This window comes from Sphingopyxis sp., from assembly GCF_036261875.1.
Classification (GTDB): Bacteria; Pseudomonadota; Alphaproteobacteria; order Sphingomonadales; family Sphingomonadaceae; genus Sphingopyxis.
Window position 1 is genome coordinate 59221 of sequence record NZ_DATAJZ010000009.1, and the last position, 19624, is coordinate 78844.

27 protein-coding genes are annotated in these 19624 nt (G+C 66.6%); 14 read left to right on the forward strand and 13 right to left on the reverse strand.

Annotated elements, in window-relative coordinates:
* Positions 1–16: 16 nt before the first annotated feature.
* The 3 genes from VHO04_RS04735 to VHO04_RS04745 all read right to left on the reverse strand — a co-directional run bounded on the left by VHO04_RS04735 (position 17) and on the right by VHO04_RS04745 (position 1307).
* A complete protein-coding gene (locus VHO04_RS04735) occupies positions 17–310 on the reverse strand; it encodes a hypothetical protein (protein ID WP_329627230.1) in 294 nt (97 codons plus the stop codon).
* Between the two features lie 11 nt (positions 311–321).
* Entirely contained in the window at positions 322–627 is a 306-nt protein-coding gene (flgM, locus tag VHO04_RS04740) for a flagellar biosynthesis anti-sigma factor FlgM (protein WP_329627231.1), read from the reverse strand.
* A gap of 176 nt (positions 628–803) precedes the next feature.
* Positions 804–1307 (reverse strand): flagella basal body P-ring formation protein FlgA, encoded by a 504-nt coding sequence (locus VHO04_RS04745; protein WP_329627232.1) that lies wholly within the window; start codon positions 1305–1307, stop codon positions 804–806.
* 332 nt (positions 1308–1639) lie between these two features.
* Here VHO04_RS04745 and flgB point away from each other — a divergent pair, with 332 nt between their 5' ends.
* The 14 genes from flgB (at position 1640) to VHO04_RS04815 (ending at position 12411) form a co-directional block, all read left to right on the forward strand.
* The gene (flgB, locus tag VHO04_RS04750; RefSeq protein WP_329627233.1) at positions 1640–1990 is read left to right on the forward strand and encodes a flagellar basal body rod protein FlgB; all 351 of its coding nucleotides are present in this window, start codon (positions 1640–1642) and stop codon (positions 1988–1990) included.
* Entirely contained in the window at positions 1987–2397 is a 411-nt protein-coding gene (gene flgC / locus VHO04_RS04755) for a flagellar basal body rod protein FlgC (protein ID WP_257545822.1), read from the forward strand. The genes flgB and flgC overlap by 4 nt, the downstream gene beginning before the upstream one ends.
* A gap of 2 nt (positions 2398–2399) precedes the next feature.
* On the forward strand, positions 2400–2708 hold the full coding sequence (locus VHO04_RS04760; protein ID WP_257545819.1) for a flagellar hook assembly protein FlgD: 309 nt from the start codon (positions 2400–2402) through the stop codon (positions 2706–2708).
* Positions 2709–2712: 4 nt separating this feature from the next.
* A complete protein-coding gene (locus VHO04_RS04765; protein ID WP_297664243.1) occupies positions 2713–3543 on the forward strand; it encodes a flagellar hook-basal body complex protein in 831 nt (276 codons plus the stop codon).
* A 34-nt stretch (positions 3544–3577) separates the two neighbouring features.
* Entirely contained in the window at positions 3578–4321 is a 744-nt protein-coding gene (locus VHO04_RS04770; protein ID WP_329627234.1) for a flagellar basal body rod protein FlgF, read from the forward strand.
* Positions 4322–4332: 11 nt separating this feature from the next.
* Positions 4333–5118: a flagellar basal-body rod protein FlgG gene (gene flgG, locus VHO04_RS04775; RefSeq protein WP_257545813.1), complete on the forward strand. Its 786-nt coding sequence runs from the start codon at positions 4333–4335 to the stop codon at positions 5116–5118.
* A complete protein-coding gene (locus VHO04_RS04780) occupies positions 5099–5758 on the forward strand; it encodes a flagellar basal body L-ring protein FlgH (RefSeq protein ID WP_329627235.1) in 660 nt (219 codons plus the stop codon). Before flgG ends, VHO04_RS04780 begins: the two co-directional genes overlap by 20 nt.
* A gap of 13 nt (positions 5759–5771) precedes the next feature.
* Positions 5772–6881, forward strand: coding sequence for a flagellar basal body P-ring protein FlgI (locus tag VHO04_RS04785; RefSeq protein WP_374046501.1), 1110 nt, complete (start codon positions 5772–5774; stop codon positions 6879–6881).
* The gene (locus tag VHO04_RS04790; RefSeq protein ID WP_329627236.1) at positions 6878–7189 is read left to right on the forward strand and encodes a rod-binding protein; all 312 of its coding nucleotides are present in this window, start codon (positions 6878–6880) and stop codon (positions 7187–7189) included. Before VHO04_RS04785 ends, VHO04_RS04790 begins: the two co-directional genes overlap by 4 nt.
* Positions 7186–8511 carry a flagellar hook-associated protein FlgK gene (gene flgK, locus VHO04_RS04795; protein WP_329627237.1) on the forward strand — a complete coding sequence of 442 codons (1326 nt, stop codon included), beginning with the start codon at positions 7186–7188 and terminating at the stop codon, positions 8509–8511. The genes VHO04_RS04790 and flgK overlap by 4 nt, the downstream gene beginning before the upstream one ends.
* Before the next feature lie 13 nt (positions 8512–8524).
* Positions 8525–9355 (forward strand): flagellin, encoded by an 831-nt coding sequence (locus VHO04_RS04800; protein WP_329627238.1) that lies wholly within the window; start codon positions 8525–8527, stop codon positions 9353–9355.
* 90 nt (positions 9356–9445) lie between these two features.
* Positions 9446–10309, forward strand: a complete 864-nt coding sequence (motA, locus tag VHO04_RS04805) for a flagellar motor stator protein MotA (RefSeq protein ID WP_257545802.1) — start codon at positions 9446–9448, stop codon at positions 10307–10309.
* Entirely contained in the window at positions 10310–11167 is an 858-nt protein-coding gene (locus VHO04_RS04810) for a flagellar motor protein MotB (RefSeq protein ID WP_329627239.1), read from the forward strand.
* A gap of 179 nt (positions 11168–11346) precedes the next feature.
* Complete coding sequence (locus tag VHO04_RS04815) at positions 11347–12411, forward strand: sigma-54 dependent transcriptional regulator (protein WP_329627240.1); 1065 nt, start codon at positions 11347–11349, stop codon at positions 12409–12411.
* A 262-nt stretch (positions 12412–12673) separates the two neighbouring features.
* On the opposite strand, the gene fliS is transcribed toward VHO04_RS04815, so the two are convergent.
* Genes fliS through VHO04_RS04865 form a run of 10 tightly spaced genes read right to left on the reverse strand, consistent with a single transcriptional unit; the run spans position 12674 to position 19618 of the window.
* Positions 12674–13072 (reverse strand): flagellar export chaperone FliS, encoded by a 399-nt coding sequence (gene fliS, locus VHO04_RS04820; RefSeq protein WP_257545796.1) that lies wholly within the window; start codon positions 13070–13072, stop codon positions 12674–12676.
* On the reverse strand, positions 13072–14448 hold the full coding sequence (gene fliD / locus VHO04_RS04825; RefSeq protein WP_329627241.1) for a flagellar filament capping protein FliD: 1377 nt from the start codon (positions 14446–14448) through the stop codon (positions 13072–13074). Before fliD ends, fliS begins: the two co-directional genes overlap by 1 nt.
* Before the next feature lie 59 nt (positions 14449–14507).
* On the reverse strand, positions 14508–15647 hold the full coding sequence (locus VHO04_RS04830; protein ID WP_329627242.1) for a flagellar type III secretion system protein FlhB: 1140 nt from the start codon (positions 15645–15647) through the stop codon (positions 14508–14510).
* A 3-nt stretch (positions 15648–15650) separates the two neighbouring features.
* Positions 15651–16433 carry a flagellar biosynthetic protein FliR gene (gene fliR, locus VHO04_RS04835; RefSeq protein WP_329627243.1) on the reverse strand — a complete coding sequence of 261 codons (783 nt, stop codon included), beginning with the start codon at positions 16431–16433 and terminating at the stop codon, positions 15651–15653.
* Positions 16434–16440: 7 nt separating this feature from the next.
* Positions 16441–16710 carry a flagellar biosynthetic protein FliQ gene (locus tag VHO04_RS04840; protein WP_257545787.1) on the reverse strand — a complete coding sequence of 90 codons (270 nt, stop codon included), beginning with the start codon at positions 16708–16710 and terminating at the stop codon, positions 16441–16443.
* A gap of 4 nt (positions 16711–16714) precedes the next feature.
* Positions 16715–17449: a flagellar type III secretion system pore protein FliP gene (gene fliP / locus VHO04_RS04845; RefSeq protein ID WP_374046570.1), complete on the reverse strand. Its 735-nt coding sequence runs from the start codon at positions 17447–17449 to the stop codon at positions 16715–16717.
* Positions 17450–17486: 37 nt separating this feature from the next.
* Positions 17487–17765 carry a flagellar biosynthetic protein FliO gene (locus tag VHO04_RS04850; RefSeq protein ID WP_329627244.1) on the reverse strand — a complete coding sequence of 93 codons (279 nt, stop codon included), beginning with the start codon at positions 17763–17765 and terminating at the stop codon, positions 17487–17489.
* Positions 17765–18094, reverse strand: a complete 330-nt coding sequence (fliN, locus tag VHO04_RS04855) for a flagellar motor switch protein FliN (RefSeq protein WP_257545781.1) — start codon at positions 18092–18094, stop codon at positions 17765–17767. Before fliN ends, VHO04_RS04850 begins: the two co-directional genes overlap by 1 nt.
* Positions 18087–19001: a flagellar motor switch protein FliM gene (locus VHO04_RS04860; protein ID WP_329627245.1), complete on the reverse strand. Its 915-nt coding sequence runs from the start codon at positions 18999–19001 to the stop codon at positions 18087–18089. The genes fliN and VHO04_RS04860 overlap by 8 nt, the downstream gene beginning before the upstream one ends.
* A complete protein-coding gene (locus VHO04_RS04865; protein WP_329627246.1) occupies positions 18998–19618 on the reverse strand; it encodes a flagellar basal body-associated FliL family protein in 621 nt (206 codons plus the stop codon). Before VHO04_RS04865 ends, VHO04_RS04860 begins: the two co-directional genes overlap by 4 nt.
* Positions 19619–19624: the final 6 nt, after the last annotated feature.

Sequence of the window (19624 nt, forward strand, 5' to 3'; positions counted from 1 at the left end):
CAGAACATATGGCTTATCAATAGTTTAAGGCAAGGCCCCGGTGCTGCGTGCCGCGGATCGCATGGTTCATGTCAATCCTCTGACGCGTCCAGTCCTTGAGGATGTTGACGCGGATCGCGGCGGCTTCGAGCTGCGCGAGCGTCGCGGTGATCAGCGTCTGCGCATGGCCTTCGCTACCCGCCGGTATGGCGGCGCCGCGGAACAGGATCACCGCGGTGGCAAGCTCTTCGGTCGCCGCGATGATCGCGCCGGCATCCTGCCCGTCGAGCGCGCCGATGAGCAGATTGAGCTTGGCCTGGATATCGTCCATTCGCGCCTGCATCAGTCGGCGCTTCCGCCAAGACGATCGATCATCGCGCCAGCGATCTTCGCCGGATCGACGGCATAGCGGCCTTCGGCGATCGCGCCGCGCAGCGCGGCGACGCGCGCAGTGTCGACCGGAACCGGCTGAGCGGCGAGTTCGCCGGCGAGGCGGATCAGGCCGGCGGCGGGCATCGCGCCGGATGGCGCGGCACGCGGCGTAGCGGTGCCTGCCGTGGCGGCGGAGGCCAGGCTCGCCGCGAGCTTGCGCACGGGCGCGATGCGGCCGACGCCGCCGACGATCCCGATCTTGCTGTCACCCGACATGATGGCCTCCTTGGCTGTCCGCGCATCGGCGGAAGCGGTCCAAGGGGTTTAACGGACGGCGCGGCGAGACATTAAGGGCTGGTTACCGGAAAAATGAAAAAGAAACCCGGCGGCGTCGGAAAATCGACGCCGGCCGGGCCAGTGGGGCTTACCGATTTGGTGGGCTGTTTGGCTTCTCAATCCATCAGCCGGGCGCGGCCGGGGCCGGTCACGATGGCGCTGATCAGGGTTTTGGGGCCGTCGCCGCGCAGCGCGATCGTTTCGCCGATGCGGCCATCCTGGTTGGCGATCGCCGAATAGCTGACCGAGAAGGTAGCGGATTCGAGCGTGACGCGCACCGCGTCACCGCGGCGGATTACCGGCGCCGATGCGGGCGCGCCATAGCTCGCGGCGACCGGGGCAGCGCCCGCAGGGCCGCTCATCGCGACGCGCAGGCGCCAGCCGAGCGAGGCGCAACGAACCGCGAGCGTCCGGGCGTCGATTGCCGCCACCGACGCTTGTTCGGGGCAGCGCGCGAGCTTGATGCGGCGATCGATCGGGGTCGCGGTGCGCCCCATCGCATTCGCCACTGCCTGCGTCAGCATGTCGATCGTCTGCCAATCCTCGGTCGCCTGCTGCGCCTTTGCGGCGGGCGCGATGGCGAGAGCGGCGGCGAGGGAAATTATGATCTTGCGGGTCATCATCGGCTCCATGGCTGATCCAGGGATTTGCCGACCAAGCTGCACGATGCGTGCCAGTCGCGCTTTGCCGCGGGTTGCCGTGCGCGATCGGCGGCCGCCGTCAATCTTTTGACGAGACGGCCACACCTGTCCGCCCTCCCCTCGGGACGCCTGCCATATAAACCTGAAAAACATCGATAAAATTATTTTGGCACGACCATTGCATTATGCCTTGGTGTTTTTCCGCGCGTCCGGGCCGCAATCCGGTTCGGACCCCGGCGAAAGCCCCGTCGCCGGCCAGGCGACAGATGAAGGCCCGTCGCCGGCCAGGCGACAGATGAAGGAACGTGTAGATGGCATCCGAGAAGCTCTTTGGCGTGCATGCGGCGGCGCTCCAGCTGCGCAGTCAGCGCATGATGATGCTCGCCTCGAACATCGCCAACGCCGCGACGCCGGGTTACAAGGCGCGCGACCTCGATTTTTCCAAGGCGCTCGACCTTGCGCAGCAGGGGGCCTCGACCGGCGCCGCGATCAAGGGCGCGATGGCGTACCGCGTTCCGGTGCAGCCTTCGCTCGACGGCAACACCGTCGAAATGGCGACCGAGCAGACCGCCTTCGCCGAAAACGCGCTCGCCTACCGGTCGAGCCTTTCCTTCCTTCAGGGGCGCATCGGCACGCTGACGCGCGCGCTCAAGGGAGAATGACGATGGCGAGCAATTTCTCGGTTTTCGACATCAGCGGCCGCGCCATGTCGGCGCAGCTCGTGCGGCTCAACACCACCGCGTCGAACCTCGCCAACGCGGGAACCGTCGCGGGCAGCGAGAAGGAAGCGTTCCGCTCGCTGAAGCCCGTCTTCCGCACCGTGATGGACGACCATGGCCGCGCGACGGTCCAGGTCGACCAGGTCACGTCGAGCAAGATGGCGCCGACCAAACGTCACGACCCGTCGAACCCGCTCGCCGACAAGGACGGCAATGTGTGGGAGGCCGCGGTCGATAGCGCCGCCGAACTGGTCGAGATGGTCGAGACCGCTCGCCAGTATCAGAATAATGTTCAGGTTCTCGAGACCGCAAAGGGCCTGATCAACGAAACGCTGCGGTTGGGACAATAATCATGGCCGTCGATTCCATCGCTTCGCAATACTCCTCCTATTCGCCGACAACGCTCAAGGGGCAGCAACTCGATCAGACCGATTTTCTGCGTTTGATGACCGCGCAGCTGTCGCAGCAGGATCCGTTCAATCCGGTCGATAACCAGCAGATGGTTGCGCAGATGGCGCAATTTTCGAGCCTCGCCGGGGTTAGCGAGACCAACAGCACGCTTCAGAAGATTTCGGAGCAGCTCACCGCGCAGACCGCGCTGCTCCAGGACATCAAGGCCGCCACTCCGGCGGCTACCCCCATCACCACCCAGGAAGGATAATCTCATGTCGTTTTATACGTCTCTTTCGGGCCTCAAGGGCGCCCAGACCGACATGTCGGTCATCTCGAACAATATCGCCAACGCCAATTCGATCGGCTTCAAGCGCAGCAAGGCGAGCTTCGGCGACATCTTCGCCTCGTCGCCGACGCAGTCGTCGAAGACCGTCGCGGGCCAGGGCCAGCGCCTGATCGGCATCGCGCAGCAGTTCACGCAAGGCAGTTACGAGACGAGCGAAAAGACGCTCGACCTCGCGATCGTCGGCGAGGGGCTGTTCGTCGTCAAGGGCGAGCCGCCGCGCAACCAGGTCACCTATACCCGCAACGGCGCCTTTTCGCCGCTGCCCGACGGCACGGTCGTCGACTCGACGGGACAGAAGCTCCAGCTTCTTCCCGTCGATGCCAACGGCAACGTCACCGACCGCACGCTCGGCGGCATGTCGGACTTCGTGCTGCCCGACGGCGCGCCGGGCGATCCGACGGCGTCGCTGATCAACGTGTCGGTCGATCTCGACGGCCTCGTCACCGCGACCTACGCCAATGGCGAGGATCAGGTGCTCGGCAAGATCGCGATGGCGACCTTCCCCGCGATGGAGGGGCTGCGCCCGATCGGCGACGCGCACTGGCAGTCGAGCGGCGAAAGCGGCGACCCGACGATCGACGCCGCGACCAACGGCCCGATGGGCACGATCCGTTCGGGCACGCTCGAACGCTCGAACGTCGACATCACCGAGGAACTGGTGATGCTGATCGGCGCTCAGCGCAATTTCCAGGCGAATGCCAAGGCGATTGAGGGCGCGTCGACGCTGACCCAGACGATCATCAACATGCGCACCTAAGGCGCGCGACTAGCCGACTGCCGGGAGCCCATCGATGGACCGCCTCATCTACACCAGCCTCACCGCGATGCGGGGCAGCATGGCCCGGCAGACGGCGATCGCGAACAATCTCGCCAACGCGCAGACACCGGGCTTTCGCGCCGACATGGCCGAAGCCCAGACGCTCTGGCTGCAGGGCAGCGGCTTCGATACGCGCGCGGTCGCCTCGGAAGAGGTGCTCGGCGCCGACATGAAGGCGGGCACCGTCGTCGAAACCGGCCGCGACCTCGACGTCGCGGTGCAGGGCGACGCGCTGCTCGTCGTTCAGGCGAAGGACGGCGGCGAGGCCTATACGCGGCGCGGCGACCTGCAATTGTCGTCGAGCGGTCTCCTGACCACCGGCGACGGCAGCCCCGTACAGGGCAGCCAGGGCCCGATAACGATCCCGCCCGCCGATTCGATCAGCATCGACGCCGAGGGGCGCGTATGGATCGTTCCCGCCGGCGGCGATCCGCAGAGCCCGCAGGAGGTCGACAGGCTGCGCCTCGCGACCCCGACGGGGTCGGAGATCGCGAAGGGGATCGACGGCCTGTTCCGCGTCAAGGGCGGCGGGATCCTTCCCGACGATCCCGAGGCGCGCCTCGTCACCCGTTCGATCGAGGGATCGAACGTCGCCGCCACGACAGCGCTCGTCGAGATGATCGAGGCGAGCCGCAGCTGGGACACGCAATTGAAGATGATCACCGACGCGCGCGACATGGACAGCGCGACGGCCAATCTGATGCAGCTGCCCCGATAAGGAGAATTTAGATGAGCTTCGGAGCCCTTCACGTCGCGCGGACCGGTCTGGATGCCCAGAGCTTCCGGATGCAGGTGATCGCGAACAACCTCGCCAACGTCAACACCACCGGCTTCAAGCGCGACCGCGCGAGCTTCGAGACGCTGAGCTATCAGATGATGACTCCGCCGGGCGCGCAGTCGACTGCGGAAAACCGCTATGCGACCGGGCTCAACCTCGGCACCGGCGTCGCGCTCAGCGGCACCGCGCGGATCGATACGCAGGGCACCTTCGCGACGACCGGCAACGGCCTCGACGTCGCGATCGACGGTGCCGGCTATTTCCAGGTCCAGATGCCCGACGGGCGCATCGGCTACACTCGCGCCGGCAATTTCGGCCGCTCGCCCGAAGGCGTCCTCGTGACGTCGGACGGCAAGCCGGTGCAGCCGCAGATCCAGATCGCCGAGGATGCGACCAACATCTCGATCGGCGCCGACGGCACCGTGTCGGCCAGCAGCCCCGACGGCACGCTCACCGAACTCGGCCGCATCGAGCTGGCGCGCTTCGCCAACCCGGCGGGCCTGCAGGCGATCGGCAACAATTTGCTCGTCGAAACCCCCGCTTCGGGCGCGCCGCAGGTCGGCGGCGCCGGCGAGGAAGGGCGCGGCTCTTTGCGTGGCGGGATGCTCGAGGGATCGAACGTCAATGTCGTCGAGGAGCTCGTCGACATGATCGAGACGCAGCGCGCTTATGAGGTCAATTCGAAGATGATCTCGGCCACCGACGAGATGATGAAAAATGCCTCGCAGACCCTTTAACCTCGCGCTGATCGCGCTTGCCCTCGTGCCGGCTCCGGCCTTCGCAAAGGACAAGGTCGCGCCCGACGCCTTCGCGGTGACGATGCCGGCTCCCCCGCCGGCGCCGCCGACCAACGGCGCGATCTTCCAGGGCGGCTATGTGCCGCTGACCTCGGGCGGACGCGCGGGGGCGGTCGGCGACATCATCACGATCCAGCTCGTCGAACGCACCGCCGCGACCAAAAGCAATGCCGCGCAGACGCAGCGGGACGGCAATATCGGCCTGACCCCGCCCGCGACCGGCCCGCTGTCGCTGTTCAACCCCAGCGACGTCGCGATGGGCGGCGGCCAGCAGTTCAAGGGCAAGGGCGACGCATCGCAGTCGAACGCCCTGTCGGGCGAAGTCAGCGTGACGATCGCCGAAGTCTATCCGAACGGCACGATGCTGGTGAAGGGCGAGAAATTGCTGACGCTCAATCGCGGCGACGAGCGCGTCCAGATCTCGGGCATCGTTCGCGCGATCGACATCGGCCCCGACAATCGCATCCTGTCGACCCGCGTCGCCAACGCCCACATCCGCTACGTCGGCAAGGGCGAGATCGCGCGCGCCAGCAAGCAGGGCTGGCTGCAACGCTTCTTCTCGATCATCAGCCCGTTCTAAAGAGGACAGAAAAGTGACCCAGCGTCCAACCCTCATCACCCTGATCGCTCTGTTCCTGACCAGCCTCGTCTTCGCCGCCCCGGCGCAGGCCGAGCGGATCAAGGATATGGGCCAGTTCCAGGGACTGCGCGCGAACCAGCTCACCGGCTACGGCATCGTCGTCGGCCTGGCGGGAACGGGCGACGACAGCCTCGACTATTCGACGCTGGGGATGAAGGGCGCGGTGTCGCGGTTCGGCCTGACGCTGCCGCCGGGGGTCAATCCGGCGCTCAAAAATGCCGCGGCGGTGATGATCACCGCCGAACTGCCGCCCTTTGCCAAGCCCGGTCAGCGCCTCGACGTCACCGTCTCGGCGATCGGCAAGTCGAAGAGCCTGCGCGGCGGCACATTGGTGCTCGCCCCGCTCTATGGCGCCGATGGACAGATTTATGCGATGGTGCAGGGCAATCTCGTCATCGGCGGCCTCGGCGTCGATGCCGCCGACGGGTCGAAACTGACGGTCAATGTGCCGTCGAGCGGCCGGATCGCCGGCGGCGCGACGGTCGAGCGTGCGGTCGACACGGGTTTTGCCGCCAGCGACCGGCTGACCTTCAACCTCCACCAGTTCGACGCGACCAACGCCAAGCGCGTTACCGATGCGATCAACCAGGCGCTGCCGGGTTCGGCGGTGATGCTCGACGGCGCCAGCATCGCGATCCGCGCAGACGGCGGCAACGACGAACGGATGCGGCTGATGTCGCGGATCGAGAATCTCGATGTCGTCCGCTCCGAGCCGCCGGCGCGGGTCATCGTCAACGCGCGCACCGGCACGGTCGTGATCAACGGCGCGGTCCGCGTCGGCACGGCGGCGGTGTCGCAGGGCAAGCTGACCGTCTCGATCAAGGAATCGCCGACGGTGGTGCAGCCCGCGCCGTTCAGCCGCGGTGAAACCGCGGTCGAGCAGTCGAGCGATATCAGCGTCGACCAGGATTATCGTCCGATGATGATGGTGAAATCCACCGCATCGCTTTCCGAGCTCGTCGATGCGATCAATCGCATGGGCGTTCCTCCCGGCGACCTCGTCGCCATCCTCGAGGCGCTGAGCCAGGCCGGCGCGCTGACAGCGGAACTGGTGATCATATGACGACGCCCATCTCCTCTTCCCACGCTTCGACCCCCGCGCCCGCCGCGGGCGGCGGGGGCGACGGCGGCCTGCGCAAGGCGGCCGAGGCCTTCGAGGCGGTGATCCTCCGCCAGTTGATGAGCTCGATGCGCCAGGCGAAGCTCGGCGACGATATCTTCGGGTCGAGCGCGACCGACAATTTCCGCGAGATGGCCGACGCCAAGACCGCGGACTCGATGGCCGCGCTCCGCCAGTTCGGCATCGCCGACATGGTCGAGGCGCAGCTCAAGGGCCGCGCCATGGCCGCAGGCGGAGGGGGCCTCCAGTGAGCGATCTTCTTAGCATCGGCTATACCGGCCTGCGCGCCTATTCGAAGGCGCTGTCGACCGTCGGCGACAATATCGCCAACGCGCAGACTCCGGGCTATGCGCGGCGGCGGCTCGACCTTGCCGAAGTGCCGTCGGGCACCAACATGGTGCTCTATCGCGGCAGCACGACGCCGGGCGGCGTCGACATCAAGGGCGTCGTGCGCTCGGTCGACCAGTGGCTGATCAACGATGCGCGCATCTCGTCGGGCGATTCCGAACGCGCGGCGGCTAAGCTCGACTGGATGAACCGCGTCGAAAGCGCGCTCAGCGACGACAGCAACGGCATCAAGACCGCGCTGACCACGCTCTACACGACCGCGGACCAGCTCACCGCCGATCCGTCGAACCCGACGCTGCGCGCGCAGTTCCTGCAGGCCGCGAGCGATGTCGCCGCGGGCTTTCAGACCGCCGCGAACCGCCTGTCGAGCCTGTCCGACGGCGTGTCGGCCGCGGGCACGGCCGAGGTGTCGCAGTTCAACACCAATCTGGAAGCGCTCGAACAGATCAACGTCGGACTGCGCAAGGCGCGCGACGGATCGACCAATCAGGCGGCGCTGATGGACGAGCGCGACCGCCTGCTCGATCAATTGTCGGCGCAGGCGGGGGTCAGCGCGACTTTCGACGCGCATGGCGCGGTGACGCTGCGCGCGACCGGCAGCGGCGACCTGCTCGTCGGCGGCGGCGTGGTGACGCCGATCGCGATGACGACCGCGGCCGATGGCCGCATCGCCTATACGATCGGCGGATCGGCCTTTCCCAACGCCACGGGTTCGCTGGCCGGCTTCGCCGAGGCGGCGAACCATATCGCCGACCAGCGTGCCGGGCTCGACACGATGGCGACGCAGTTCGCGGGCGAACTCAATGCCGCGCATCAGGCGGGTATCGACGCCGACGGTAATGCCGGCCAGCCGCTTTTCACCGGCACCAGCGCCGCGACGCTGACCGCGACGCCGCTGACCGCGAGCCAGGTCGCCGCCGCCGACGCGACGAGCGGCAACGGCAATATGTTGGCGCTCGGCGCGATGCGCGGCGCGAACGATCCCGAGGCGGCCTGGTCGGGCCATATCGCGACGCAGGCGCAGGCAACGGCCTCGGCGCGCGCGCAGGATGCCGCCGCGACGACGCGCGCCGATGGTGCCGCCGCCGCGCGCGATTCGGTGAGCGAGGTCAATCTCGACAATGAAGCCGCCGAGCTGCTGCGTTTCCAGCAGGCCTATTCGGCAGCGGCGCGCACGATCCAGGTCGCGCGCGAAACGATGCAGACGCTGCTCAGCTCGCTGTAGGAAGGCCGGAGAGATGATTAACGCCGTAGGCAATCGCATGACGCGCGAGATCGCGCGTCAGTCGAAGCTCGCCGATGCGCTCGAGCGCACGCAGATCCAGATTTCGACCGGGCTGAGGATGCAGCGCATGTCGGACGATCCTGTCGCCGCGCGCCGCGTCCTGACAATCGGCACGACGCAGGCGAGCATGACGAGCTGGCAGGCGAACATCAAATCGGCCACGGCGCAGACCGCGCAGGCCGATGGTGTGCTCAAGTCGGTGAGCGACCTGCTCGCGCGCGCGAACGAGCTGACGCTGTCGGCGGCGAGCGACACGGCGAGTCCGAGCGACCGCGCGACGATCGCCGCCGAACTGGGCGCGCTGGCCGACGAGATCGACGCTTTCGCGGCGACGCGCGACGCGAATGGCGAGCCGCTCTTTGCCGCCGGCGACGCCCGCGTCGTCCGCTTCGATTCGGACGTTGCCTTCGCGCCGGTGCCGTCGGCGGCGACCGCTTTCGTCGTCGGGGGCAATTCGCTGTCGACCAGCCTGCGCGACGCGGCGACCGCGATCACGGCGGGCGACAAGCCGGGCATGAACGCCGCGCTGACCACCATCACTGCCGCGATTGGACATGTCGCCGACCAGAATGCCGCGCTCGGCCTGTCGGCCGGGCGGCTCGAACGCATCGGCGAATCGCTGTCGGCGCGCGGGATCGAGATCGCCGACGAGCGCCAGTCGATCGAGGAGACCGATCTCCAGACCGCGATCGCTGAGCTGAACGCCCAGGACCTGACGCTCAGCGCCGCGCAGGCGGCTTTTGCCAAGATCAACCGGCAGACTTTGTTCGATCTTTTGACCTGACGCGCTCAACTTCGGTGGCGCGCTGCCGTTAAGCATGAAGACGTCCTTTGAATTTTTCCGGGGGTTCGCCCCCAATGGAGTTGCCCGCGCATGTTTCCCGTAATCGGCATCGTCGTTCTGATCCTGCTGGTGTTCGGGGGGTTTGCGTTCACCGGCGGCAATCTCACGCCGGTGCTCCACGCGCTTCCGCATGAAATGCTGATCATCGGCGGCGCCGCGGTGGGCTCGCTGATCATCGGCAATTCGGGCGCCGACCTGAAAGCGCTCGCGGGCGGGCTCGGCAAGGTGTTCAAAGGCCCTGCCTACAAGAAGCAGGACTATCTCGACTGCATCCTGCTCGTCTCGACGCTGATGAAGATGATGCGCACCGAGGGGCCGGTCGCGGTCGAGCCGCATATCGAGGAGCCGAAAAGCTCGCCGATCTTTCAGCAATATCCCAAGCTTTTGAAGGACGACACGCTCGTCCACCTGATCTGCGATACGCTGCGCCTGGTCGTCGTCTCGTCGGGGACGCTCGATCCGCATGCGGTCGAGGACGTCATGGACAATGCGCTCAAGAACCACCGCCACCACGCGCTGAAGCCCGCCGAAGGGTTGCAGAGCCTCGCCGACGCGCTCCCGGCTCTGGGTATCGTCGCCGCGGTGCTCGGCGTCGTGAAAACGATGGGCTCGATCGACAAGCCGCCCGAGATCCTGGGCGCGATGATCGGCTCGGCGCTCGTCGGCACCTTCCTTGGCGTGCTCCTCGCCTATGGTCTCGTCGGGCCGTTCGCGGCGCGCGCGAAGACGGTGATCGAAAGCGACGCCGCCATCTATCACACGGTGAAGCAGCTCATCATCGCCTCGCTCCACGGCCATCCGCAGCCGCTCGTCATCGAGGCCGCGCGCTCGGGGGTCGACCATCTGAACCAGCCGAGCTTCGCCGAGGTCTTCGACGGCATGCGGGGCCGCTAAATGGCTGCGCGTCCCAATCTTGTTCGGCCGATCATCGTCAAGAAGGTGATCGAGGAAGCGCACGGCGGCCATCACGGCGGCGCCTGGAAGGTCGCCTATGCCGACTTCGTGACCGCGATGATGGCCTTCTTCCTGCTGATGTGGCTGCTCGGCGCGACGACCGAGAAGCAGCGCAAGGCGCTCGCCGACTATTTCGCGCCGACGATCGTGCGGACGAAGCAGGAGAGCGCCGGCGGCGCCAGCCTGTTCGGCGGCGATTCGATCGTGTCCGCCGACAATTATCCGCACCGGGCGGGGCAGACCGGGACGCGTTCGCTCACCATCCCGAAGGATGCCGTCGGCGGGCCGAAGGAAGCGGCGGGCCGCGAGCGCGAGAAGGAAAAATTCGCGCAGGTCGCCAAGTCGATGATGGAGCGCGTGCAAAAGAAGGGCGAGCTCAAACGGCTCGCGCGCAACCTGCGCTTCACGGTCACGACCGAGGGGATGCGGATCGACGTCGTCGACGATGCCGACTTCTCGATGTTCGTGATGGGCACCAGCCAGCTCACTCCGGCGGGCGCGAAATTGTTCAGCGAGATCGCGGGGCCGATCGCCGAAACGCCGAACCGGCTGATGATCCGCGGCCATACCGATGCCGCGCCCTGGTCGGCGAAGGCGGGGATGAACAATTGGCGCCTGTCGGTCGACCGCGCCGAGGTTGTGCGCAACTTTCTCGAGTATCGCGGCGTTGCCGGAGATCGCTATGCGCGGATCGAAGGGGTCGCCGATCGCGAACCTTATAACCCTGTCGATCGATTCGATCCGCGCAACCGCCGCATCTCGATCACGCTCGGCTGGCGGATGGGGGATGGGAATTAGTGCCAATTTGGTGGCATTCCGAAATCTTAACAACGCGATTGCGCGGCCATTACCGCCATATTGGTAATAACTCTTTGTTTTCAAGGGGTTGTGATCATTTGGATAATCTTTCGTTTACCATTTTCCTCAATCTCCATCTCCATCGAAAGCGCCGATTGGGGGGCGCGGTGGAGACGAAAATGACTGTGGGGCAGAACAAGGGGGCGGCGCCGTCGGCGCTCGAGACGCTGATCATCGGGCACAGCCCGGCGGTGGAGCGGCTGCGCGAAATGATCCGGCGGGTGGCCCGTTCGAACGCGTCGGTGCTGCTCTGCGGCCCGTCGGGGTCGGGCAAGGAACTCGTCGCCCGCGCCATCCACGACGAAGGCGTGCGGTCGGACAAGGCCTTCACCGCGATCAACTGCGGCGCCATCCCCAGCGACCTCATCGAATCCGAACTCTTCGGCCATGAAAAGGGCAGCTTCACCGGCGCCCACGCCCGCCGCATCGGCCATTTCGAGGCGAGCGACGGCGGTACGCTGTTTCTCGACGAAATCGGCGACATGCGCTTCGACATGCAGGTCAAGCTGCTCCGCGTGCTCGAGGACCGGACGATCGTCCGCGTCGGCAGCAGCGAGGTCCGCCCGGTCGACATCCGCCTGATCTCCGCGACGCACCAGGATCTGGGCGACGCGATCGCCGACGGCAAATTCCGCGAAGATCTGTTCTTTCGCCTCGGCGTCGTCGTCATCCAGGTGCCGGCGCTTGCCGCCCGCGTCGAGGATATTCCGGCGCTGATCCGCCATTTCCAGCGCAAGATGCCCGCCGACGCCAAGTGCCGCTACGACGAAGGCGCGCTCGCCGTGCTGATGCAGCACAAATGGCCGGGCAACGTCCGCGAGCTTCGCAATTTCGTCGAGCGCGCGAGTGTGCTCCACGGCGGCGAGACGCTCGGGGCCGAAGATGTCGCGATCCTCCTCAATCCCACCGCGGTGCCGCTGCTGCGCCCGGTCGTCTCGCACGGCCCCGCCGCGGTGCCTGCCGACGACGAGGATCATCTCGCCGCGCATCCCGCCAAGCTGCCGGCGCCCGGCCGCCCGATCGACCTCAAGCGCGAGATCGAGACGATCGAGCTCGAACAGATTCACAACGCCCTCGATCTCGCCGACGGGATCATCTCCGAAGCCGCGCGCCTGCTGACGCTGAAGCGGACGACGCTGATCGAGAAGATGCGCAAATATGGAGTTCAGCAGCAGGCCGCCTGACGACTACCCCACCAGTTTTCGGCGCCGCTGAATTCGGCACCGGCTCGCTGTTTCCCGGCCGTCCGTCCCCACATCGGCGGCCCGGAACAGGGGGCCGGTGTCGAACCCTTTTGGGGGCGTCTCGAAACCGAAGCCCCGAATCCGTTCGCGTCGAGCGAAGTCGAGACGCCCATCGGACAGTGCCATGCCGATGGGCGTCTCGACTTCGCTCGACGCGAACGGTCAGGGGATGAGCGCCCTAACTGGATTGACGATTGATCGTCTACCGCAGCTGGCGCCAGGCCGAGCTGATCGTCACGATGCCGTTCAGCAGCTCGTCGAGCGATTCGGCGCTGTTGGCCGAGACCGCGTCGTCGAGCTTGCGGCGCATGCTGCGATAGACGCGCGACAGCGCGGTGGCGACGTCGCCGCCGGCGTCGCGGTCGAGGTTCGCGTCGAGGCCGATCAGGATGGTGCGTGCGCGCCGCGCGGGTTCGGTGGCCGAGATGCGCTGCCCCTGCCGCACCATCGAGGCGAGCACCCCGACCGCCGTCTCCAGCTCGTCATAGAGCATGGTGACGAGTTCGACGGGGTCGGCGGCCAGCGCGCGGCTTTCGTGTTGCAGACGGCGATAGAGTCCCGTCGCGCGGACGGTCGAGGGAGTGGCGGCCATGGACGTCATCAGTCGTTGTTCTGGTTCGTCCACATCTTGATCTGTTGCTCAAGATAGGCCTGGGTTGCCTTGAAGGCGTTCAGTTTGACGTCGAGGGCGCTATACTGCTTTTCGAGCCGCGCCTTGTAGGCGGCTTCGCGTTCCTCGACCTTTTCGAGCTGCTCGGCGAGCGAACTGCTCTTGTCGGTGAGCGATTTCGACACGCGGCCGATCGCGCCATCGCTTGCGACCGCCTTGTCGCGGATCGCATCGAGGATGCCGGCGATGCCGGGATCGGTGGTCGCGGTGTGCGTCGCATCGCGGCGTGGGCTGAACAGCGCCTCGACCGCGCCGGCGTCGGCGGTCAGCGCCTTTTCCAGTTTCGCCGAATCGAGCGTAAGTGTTCCGTCCTTGGCGGACGAGATGCCGATGTCAGACAGTCTCGAGATACCGCTGCCGCTGGTCAGCACCTTGTTGACCATGTCGCTGAGCTCGCGCTCGAGCGAGCGGAGCGAGCTGGTGGTGCCCGACATGCCGGCGGCGGCGGTCAGGCTCTTCTTGAGCTGATTATAGACCGACACGAAATCGCCGACGGTCTGGCGGATCATGTCGAGCGGGCGGCTCGCACCGATGTCGACCGGCTGGCCGGGGGCGGCCTTCTTGAGCGTCAGCGCCATGCCGGGAATGACGTCGTCGATACTGTTCGTGGCGCGGCTGTAGGCGATGCCGTCGATCGTGAAGGTCGCGTTCGCGGCCGACTGGCCGAGCGTCATGCCGCCGCCCGCGCCATAGCCGAAAGCGGCGAGCGCGGGGTCGGCCCCCGCGTCGGCAGCCAGGGTGAAGGCGTTCGCTTCGCCCGTCGCACCCTTCAGCACGATACGGCTGCCGCCGGTGTCGGCGACGATCGAGGCGGTGACCCCGGCGCCGCTGGCATTGATCGCGGTCGCGAGGCCTTCGAGGCTGTTGTTGGTCGCATCGATGGTGATCGTCTTGTTCACCCCGCCGACGCTCAGCGTCATCGTGCCGGTGCCGATCGCGGCGGTCTTGTCGGCGACGATCGCCGAATAGGCGGTCTGTGCGCGGGCAAGGCCGTTCACGACGATGGTCGCCGAAAAGCTGTCGGCGCTGATGCCCGCGCGCGCGGTCGCCGACAGCACGCTGTCGTCGGAAACGGTCGGCGTGCTGCGGAGCGACCCGTCATCGATCATTTGCTGGAGCGAATCGGCGAAGCCCTCGAGGTCCGACCGCGCCTGTGCGACGGCGCTTATCTGCGCCTGGTTCTGTGTCGTCAGCGTCGAAATCCGCGCGACCTTCGGATCGCGCGAGGCGGACGACAGATCCGTAACCAGCTGCTTGATGTCGAGCCCCGATCCGAAGCCGAGCGAATTGGCGATAGAGGTGACCATGGCGAATATCCTTCGCACCTCTTAACGGCGGCGCGATCGAGGGATTAAGCGGTCCAAGGTCAGTTTTGTCGGCGCCCCTCGGGGTCGAAACGGTGCGTGACCGGCACGTCGACCATGGGCTGCCCCAGGCCTTCGGCCATCGCGCGCTCGAGCTGGAAGACGAAGGCGAGCACCGTCGCGACCGCGACGAACAATTCCTCGGGAATCGTCCGTCCGGCGCGCGCGGTGAAATAGATGGCGCGGGCGAGCTGCGGATATTCGAGGATCGGCACGTTCGCGGTGCGCGCGAGTTCGCGGATCGACAGCGCGACGTCGCCGCGCCCGCGCGCGACGACGACGGGCGCCGCGTCCTGGCCGGGGCGATAGCGAAGCGCGACCGAGAAATGGGTCGGGTTGGTGAGGATGACGGTCGCGTCCGACACGGCCTTGCGCGCGGAACCGCTCAATATCTCGTGCGCGCGCTGGCGCTGCGCCTGTTTGAGTTCGGGCGCGCCGTCCGCTTCGCGCATTTCCTCCTTGATTTCCTGCTTGCTCATCATCAGGCGGCGGGTGCGTTGATACCATTGCGCGGGGACGTCGATCAGCGCGATGACGACGAGGCCGCCCGCCATCGCGAGCATCGAATGGCCGACCGCGCGGCCGGCAAGACCGATCGCGGCGTTGAGATCGGCCTGCGCCATCGACATGATCGCGGGCAGGCTGTGCGCGACGAGTTGATAACCGATCGTGCCGAGCAGCAGCACCTTGGCGAGCGACTTGACCAGCTCGATGACGCCTTGCGGCCCGAAGATGCGTTTGAGTCCCGACAGGGGATTCATCCGATTGCCCTTGAAGCCGAGCGCCTTGCCGCGCCAGCCGAGCGAGCCGAGCATCGCGGGCGCCGCGATGCTCGCGCCGATCGCGAGCGCGAACAGGCTGGCGAGCGGCAGCAATATCTCGACGCCGTTGCGCATCACCGCTTCGCCGGGGGCGAAATGGGCGATATCGCCGGCGTCGAGGGTCAGGCCGCGCTGGACGAGCTCGCCCGCCGAATCGACGAGCCAGCCGCCCGCGGCGAACAGCCAGCCCGCGCCGGCGAGCATCATCAGCGCCGTCGCGAGTTCCTTCGACATCAGCACGTCGCCCTCGCGCGCCGAATCCTTGAGCTTCTTCTGGGTTGGAAGCTCGGTCTTCTGGTCTTTTTCGCTCGTTCCCGCCATCGCTCAGCGCCCCGCGGCGATCGTGCGCGCCATGTCGAGCGCGTCGGAAAGGAAGCGGGCGATCGTCTCGGCCATCGCCGGGGTCACCATGCCGAGCAGGATGACGCCCGCGAGCAAAGTCGCGGGCAGGCCGACCGCGAACAGGTTCATCGCCGGGGCCGAGCGGCCGATCACGCCCATGATCATCTGGACGAGAATCAGCACGAAGCCGACCGGCAGCGCGATCGTCAGCCCGGCGGCGAACATCAGGCTCGCGAAATGAAGCAGGCCGCCGATCGCGGCGAAGGAGGGAAAGGCGTTGCCGGGCGGCAGCGCCTGATAGCTGTCGACGATGATCCGGATCAGCATCAGATGGCCGTCGGCGGCGAGGAAGAGCGCGGTCGCGAGCATCGACAGGAACTGACCGACGACGGTGCTCGACGCGCCGCTCAAGGGATCGACCATCGACGCGAAGCCGAGCCCCATAGCATTGCTGATCGCCTCGCCCGCGAGCAGCGCGGCGGCGAGCCCCATCTGGAGCACGAAGCCGATCGCGAGGCCGATCACCGCCTCGCCGATGATGAAGAAGAGGCCGGGGACCGAGACGATGCCATCGGCGGGCAGCGCCATCCCCGACGCCGCGACCGCGGGCACGCCGACCGCGAGCGCGATGACGAGGCGAAGCTGCACCGGCACGTTCGCGGCGCCGAACACCGGCGCGGCCAGAAAGGCGGCGCCGGGCCGGATCATCCCCAGCATCCAGAGCTGGAGCATCGCCTCGACATTGGGGACGTCGGCGGGGTTCATCGCGCCGCTAGCGGACCAGATTCGGAATCTGCGCGAAAATGTCCTGCGTGAAATCGGTGAGCAGCACCAATATGCTGCTGCCGAAAATCGCAAGGCAGACGGCGGTGACGATCAGCTTGGGCACGAAGCTCAGCGTCTGTTCGTTGATCGAGGTCGCCGCCTGCACCATGCCGAGCAGCACGCCGACGACGAGGATCGGGATCAGGATCGGCGCCGAGGCGAGCGCGAGCACCCACAAGGACTGCTGCGCGACCCCGACGAAATAATCGGCTTCCATGACGCTATGTCCCGAAAGAGGAGGCGAGCGAGCCCATCGTCAGCGCCCAGCCGTCGACGAGGACGAAAAGCAGCAGCTTGAAGGGCATCGAGATCACCGTCGGTGACAGCATCATCATGCCGAGCGACATCAGCGCCGACGCTACGATCAGGTCGATGACGAGAAAGGGCAGGAAGATCAGGAAGCCGATCTGGAAAGCGGTCTTGAGCTCGCTGGTGACGAAGGCGGGGAGCACGATCGAGAAGGGCACGTCCTTGGGGCTCGCATAGGTGGGCGCCTTGGCGATCTTCGCGAACATCATCAGGTCGGTCTTGCGGGTCTGCGCCATCATGAAGCCGTGCAGCGCGTCGCCCGAACGGCTGATCGCGGTGCCGATGTCGATCTGTTCCTGACCATAAGGTTCGATTGCGACGCGGTTCACCTCGCTCAGCACCGGCTGCATCACGAACAGCGATAGGAAGAGGCTGAGACCGACGAGCACCTGGTTCGGCGGCGTCTGCTGGAGCCCGAGCGCGTGGCGCAGGATCGACAGCACGATGATGATGCGCGTGAAGCTGGTCATCATCAGGAGCAGCGACGGTAGCACCGTCAGCAGGCTCATCAGGAGGAGGATCTGCAGCGACAGCGTCAGCGGACGGCCGTCGCCGCCGATCTCGCTCACCGCGCGCGTGATGCCGCTCGCGCCGACGTCCTGTGCGAAGGCCGGCGTTGCCGCGGCGAGCAGCGCAAAACCGCCCATCAGGGCGGCGCGGCGCAGCCAGCGCTTGCGAGGACCGTCAGCCGACATGAAAGTCGCCCTGACTGTTGTCGGCGAGGCGGGTGACCTGGCCGCGCGAGACCGAGAGCAATATCTGCTGGCCCGCGAATTCGACGACCGCGAGCTTGGTGCCGGGGCCGAGCGGGAGGACGCCGACCATCTCGACCGCGCGCGCCTGCTTGGCGCCGCCGGTCAGGGGCACGCCCATCTGGACGCGCTTCCATAACCACAGACTGCCCCACGCCATGCCGCCGACCAGCGGCAGCAGGATCAGCAGACGGAGAATATATTCGAGCATCAGCCCCTCCGCTCGAAGCCCGCGAACCCTTGCGCGGGTGCGACGACTTCGGCGATCTGGATGCCGTAGCGGCCTTCGACGCTGACGATCTCGCCCTTCGCGATCAATGTGCCGTTGGCATAGATGTCGAGCAGTTCGTTCGCGGCGCGGTCGAGTTCGACGACGCTGCCCTCGGACAGCGACAGCAGTTCGGCGAGCGTCATCGACGTCGATCCGACCTCGACCGAGACGCGCAGCGAGACGCCGGCGAGCAGATCGAAATTGGGCGCGCCCGCAATGCTCCGGTCGCGCCGGTCGGGCCGGGCGGGGGCTTCGCTCATGTCATTCATCGTCGGATCCCTTTTCGACAGTCTCAATCAGGATGGCGGCGTTGCCATTCGATTCCCCGATGCTGCCGGACGCGAAACTGCGGCCGGCGACGGTTACCGGAACATTGCGCGGAATGGTTAACGGAATGATATCGCCGACCTCCAAAGAGAGGAGTTTCACCAAAGAAATTTCGGGGCGCGCGAGAACCGAGCGCACCGGCACGCGCACGGTCTTGAGCGCGCGGTTCAGCGTCGCGGTCCAGGCGGGGTCGATCGCGGGCCCGTCGCGCATCTCGGGAACCGGTTCGGCGCCAGCGATTCCGCGCAGCGCCGCCTGCGGATAAGCGCAGAGAATCGTCCGTCCCTCGAACACGCCGCCGCGCAGCGTGAAGCGCTGGACGAGCAGTTCGTCGTCGCCGCGCACCGCTGCGAGCTTCGCGGGATCGCTGGTCACGCAGTCGAGTTCGGGTTCGATTCCCATCTTCCACGCCGCGGCGAGTTGCTGCCCCATGTCGCGGCCGAGGCGCGCGGCGAAGCGTTCCTCGGCGTCGGTCAGTTCCTCGCGCTCGCCGGCGAGCTGACCCTTGCCGCCATAGAAGATGTCGACGAGCTGGAGCAGCAGCGGCCGCGCGGTCGCGAGCAGCACCGGCCCCTTGAGCGGCGGTGCATGATAACGCCAGAAGAGGCCGGGGCTGACCGCCTGGCACCAGTCGGTAAAGCGCATCTGCACCGCGGCCTCGCGCTCGATCTGCACCGTCGGCGCGCCGAGCGCGCGGATGAGGTCGCGCAAGCTGCGCGCGAACTGGTTGCCGACGCTGTCGAGCACCGGAAAGGCATAGCTGCCCTCGGCCTTGCGCAGCAGCAGCGACGCCTTCGCGTCGGCGGCCTGCTTGGCCGAGGCATCGACGGGTTTCGGCTCGAGGCTCACTGGATCACCAGGCTCGTGAAATAGACATTGTCGATGCCGCCGAAGCCTTCCTTGTCGCGCAGCACGTCGTTGATCGCGGCGGTGAGCTGGCGCTGAAGCTGCTGCTTGCCCTGCGAGGTCGACAGCAGCGCCGGGTCCTGTTCGGCGAGCACCATCAGCACCGCCGAGCGGATCGGCACCTGCTGGCGCTTGATGTTGGTGATCACCTTGCCGTCGTAAAAGGTCGACAGGCTGATCCCGACCTGAAGGAAGCCCGATCCGTCAGCGAGGTTGGTCGTGAAGGCGTCGGTCATCGGATAATAGGTGATTTCATATTTGCGCGGATCGACCTTGAAATGGTCGTTCGGAACCGAGACGGTGCCGACCTTCAGCGCCGGCTCCTTGCCTTCCCCGCCGCCTTCGCCCTCGGCGGCCGCTTCCTCGCCGACGCTGCGGACGACGAGCTTGGGATAATGATCCTCGGGTTTCGCTTCATGGCCGGCGAGGCCGCCGCCCAGATAGATGCCCGCACCGGCGCCGGCGCTGATCAGCGCGGTCGCGCCGATACCCAGCATCAGCATTTTCTTCATCTTGCCACCCTTCTTGGGCTCGGCGTCGGGGGTTTTGTCCTTGCTCATGGTCAG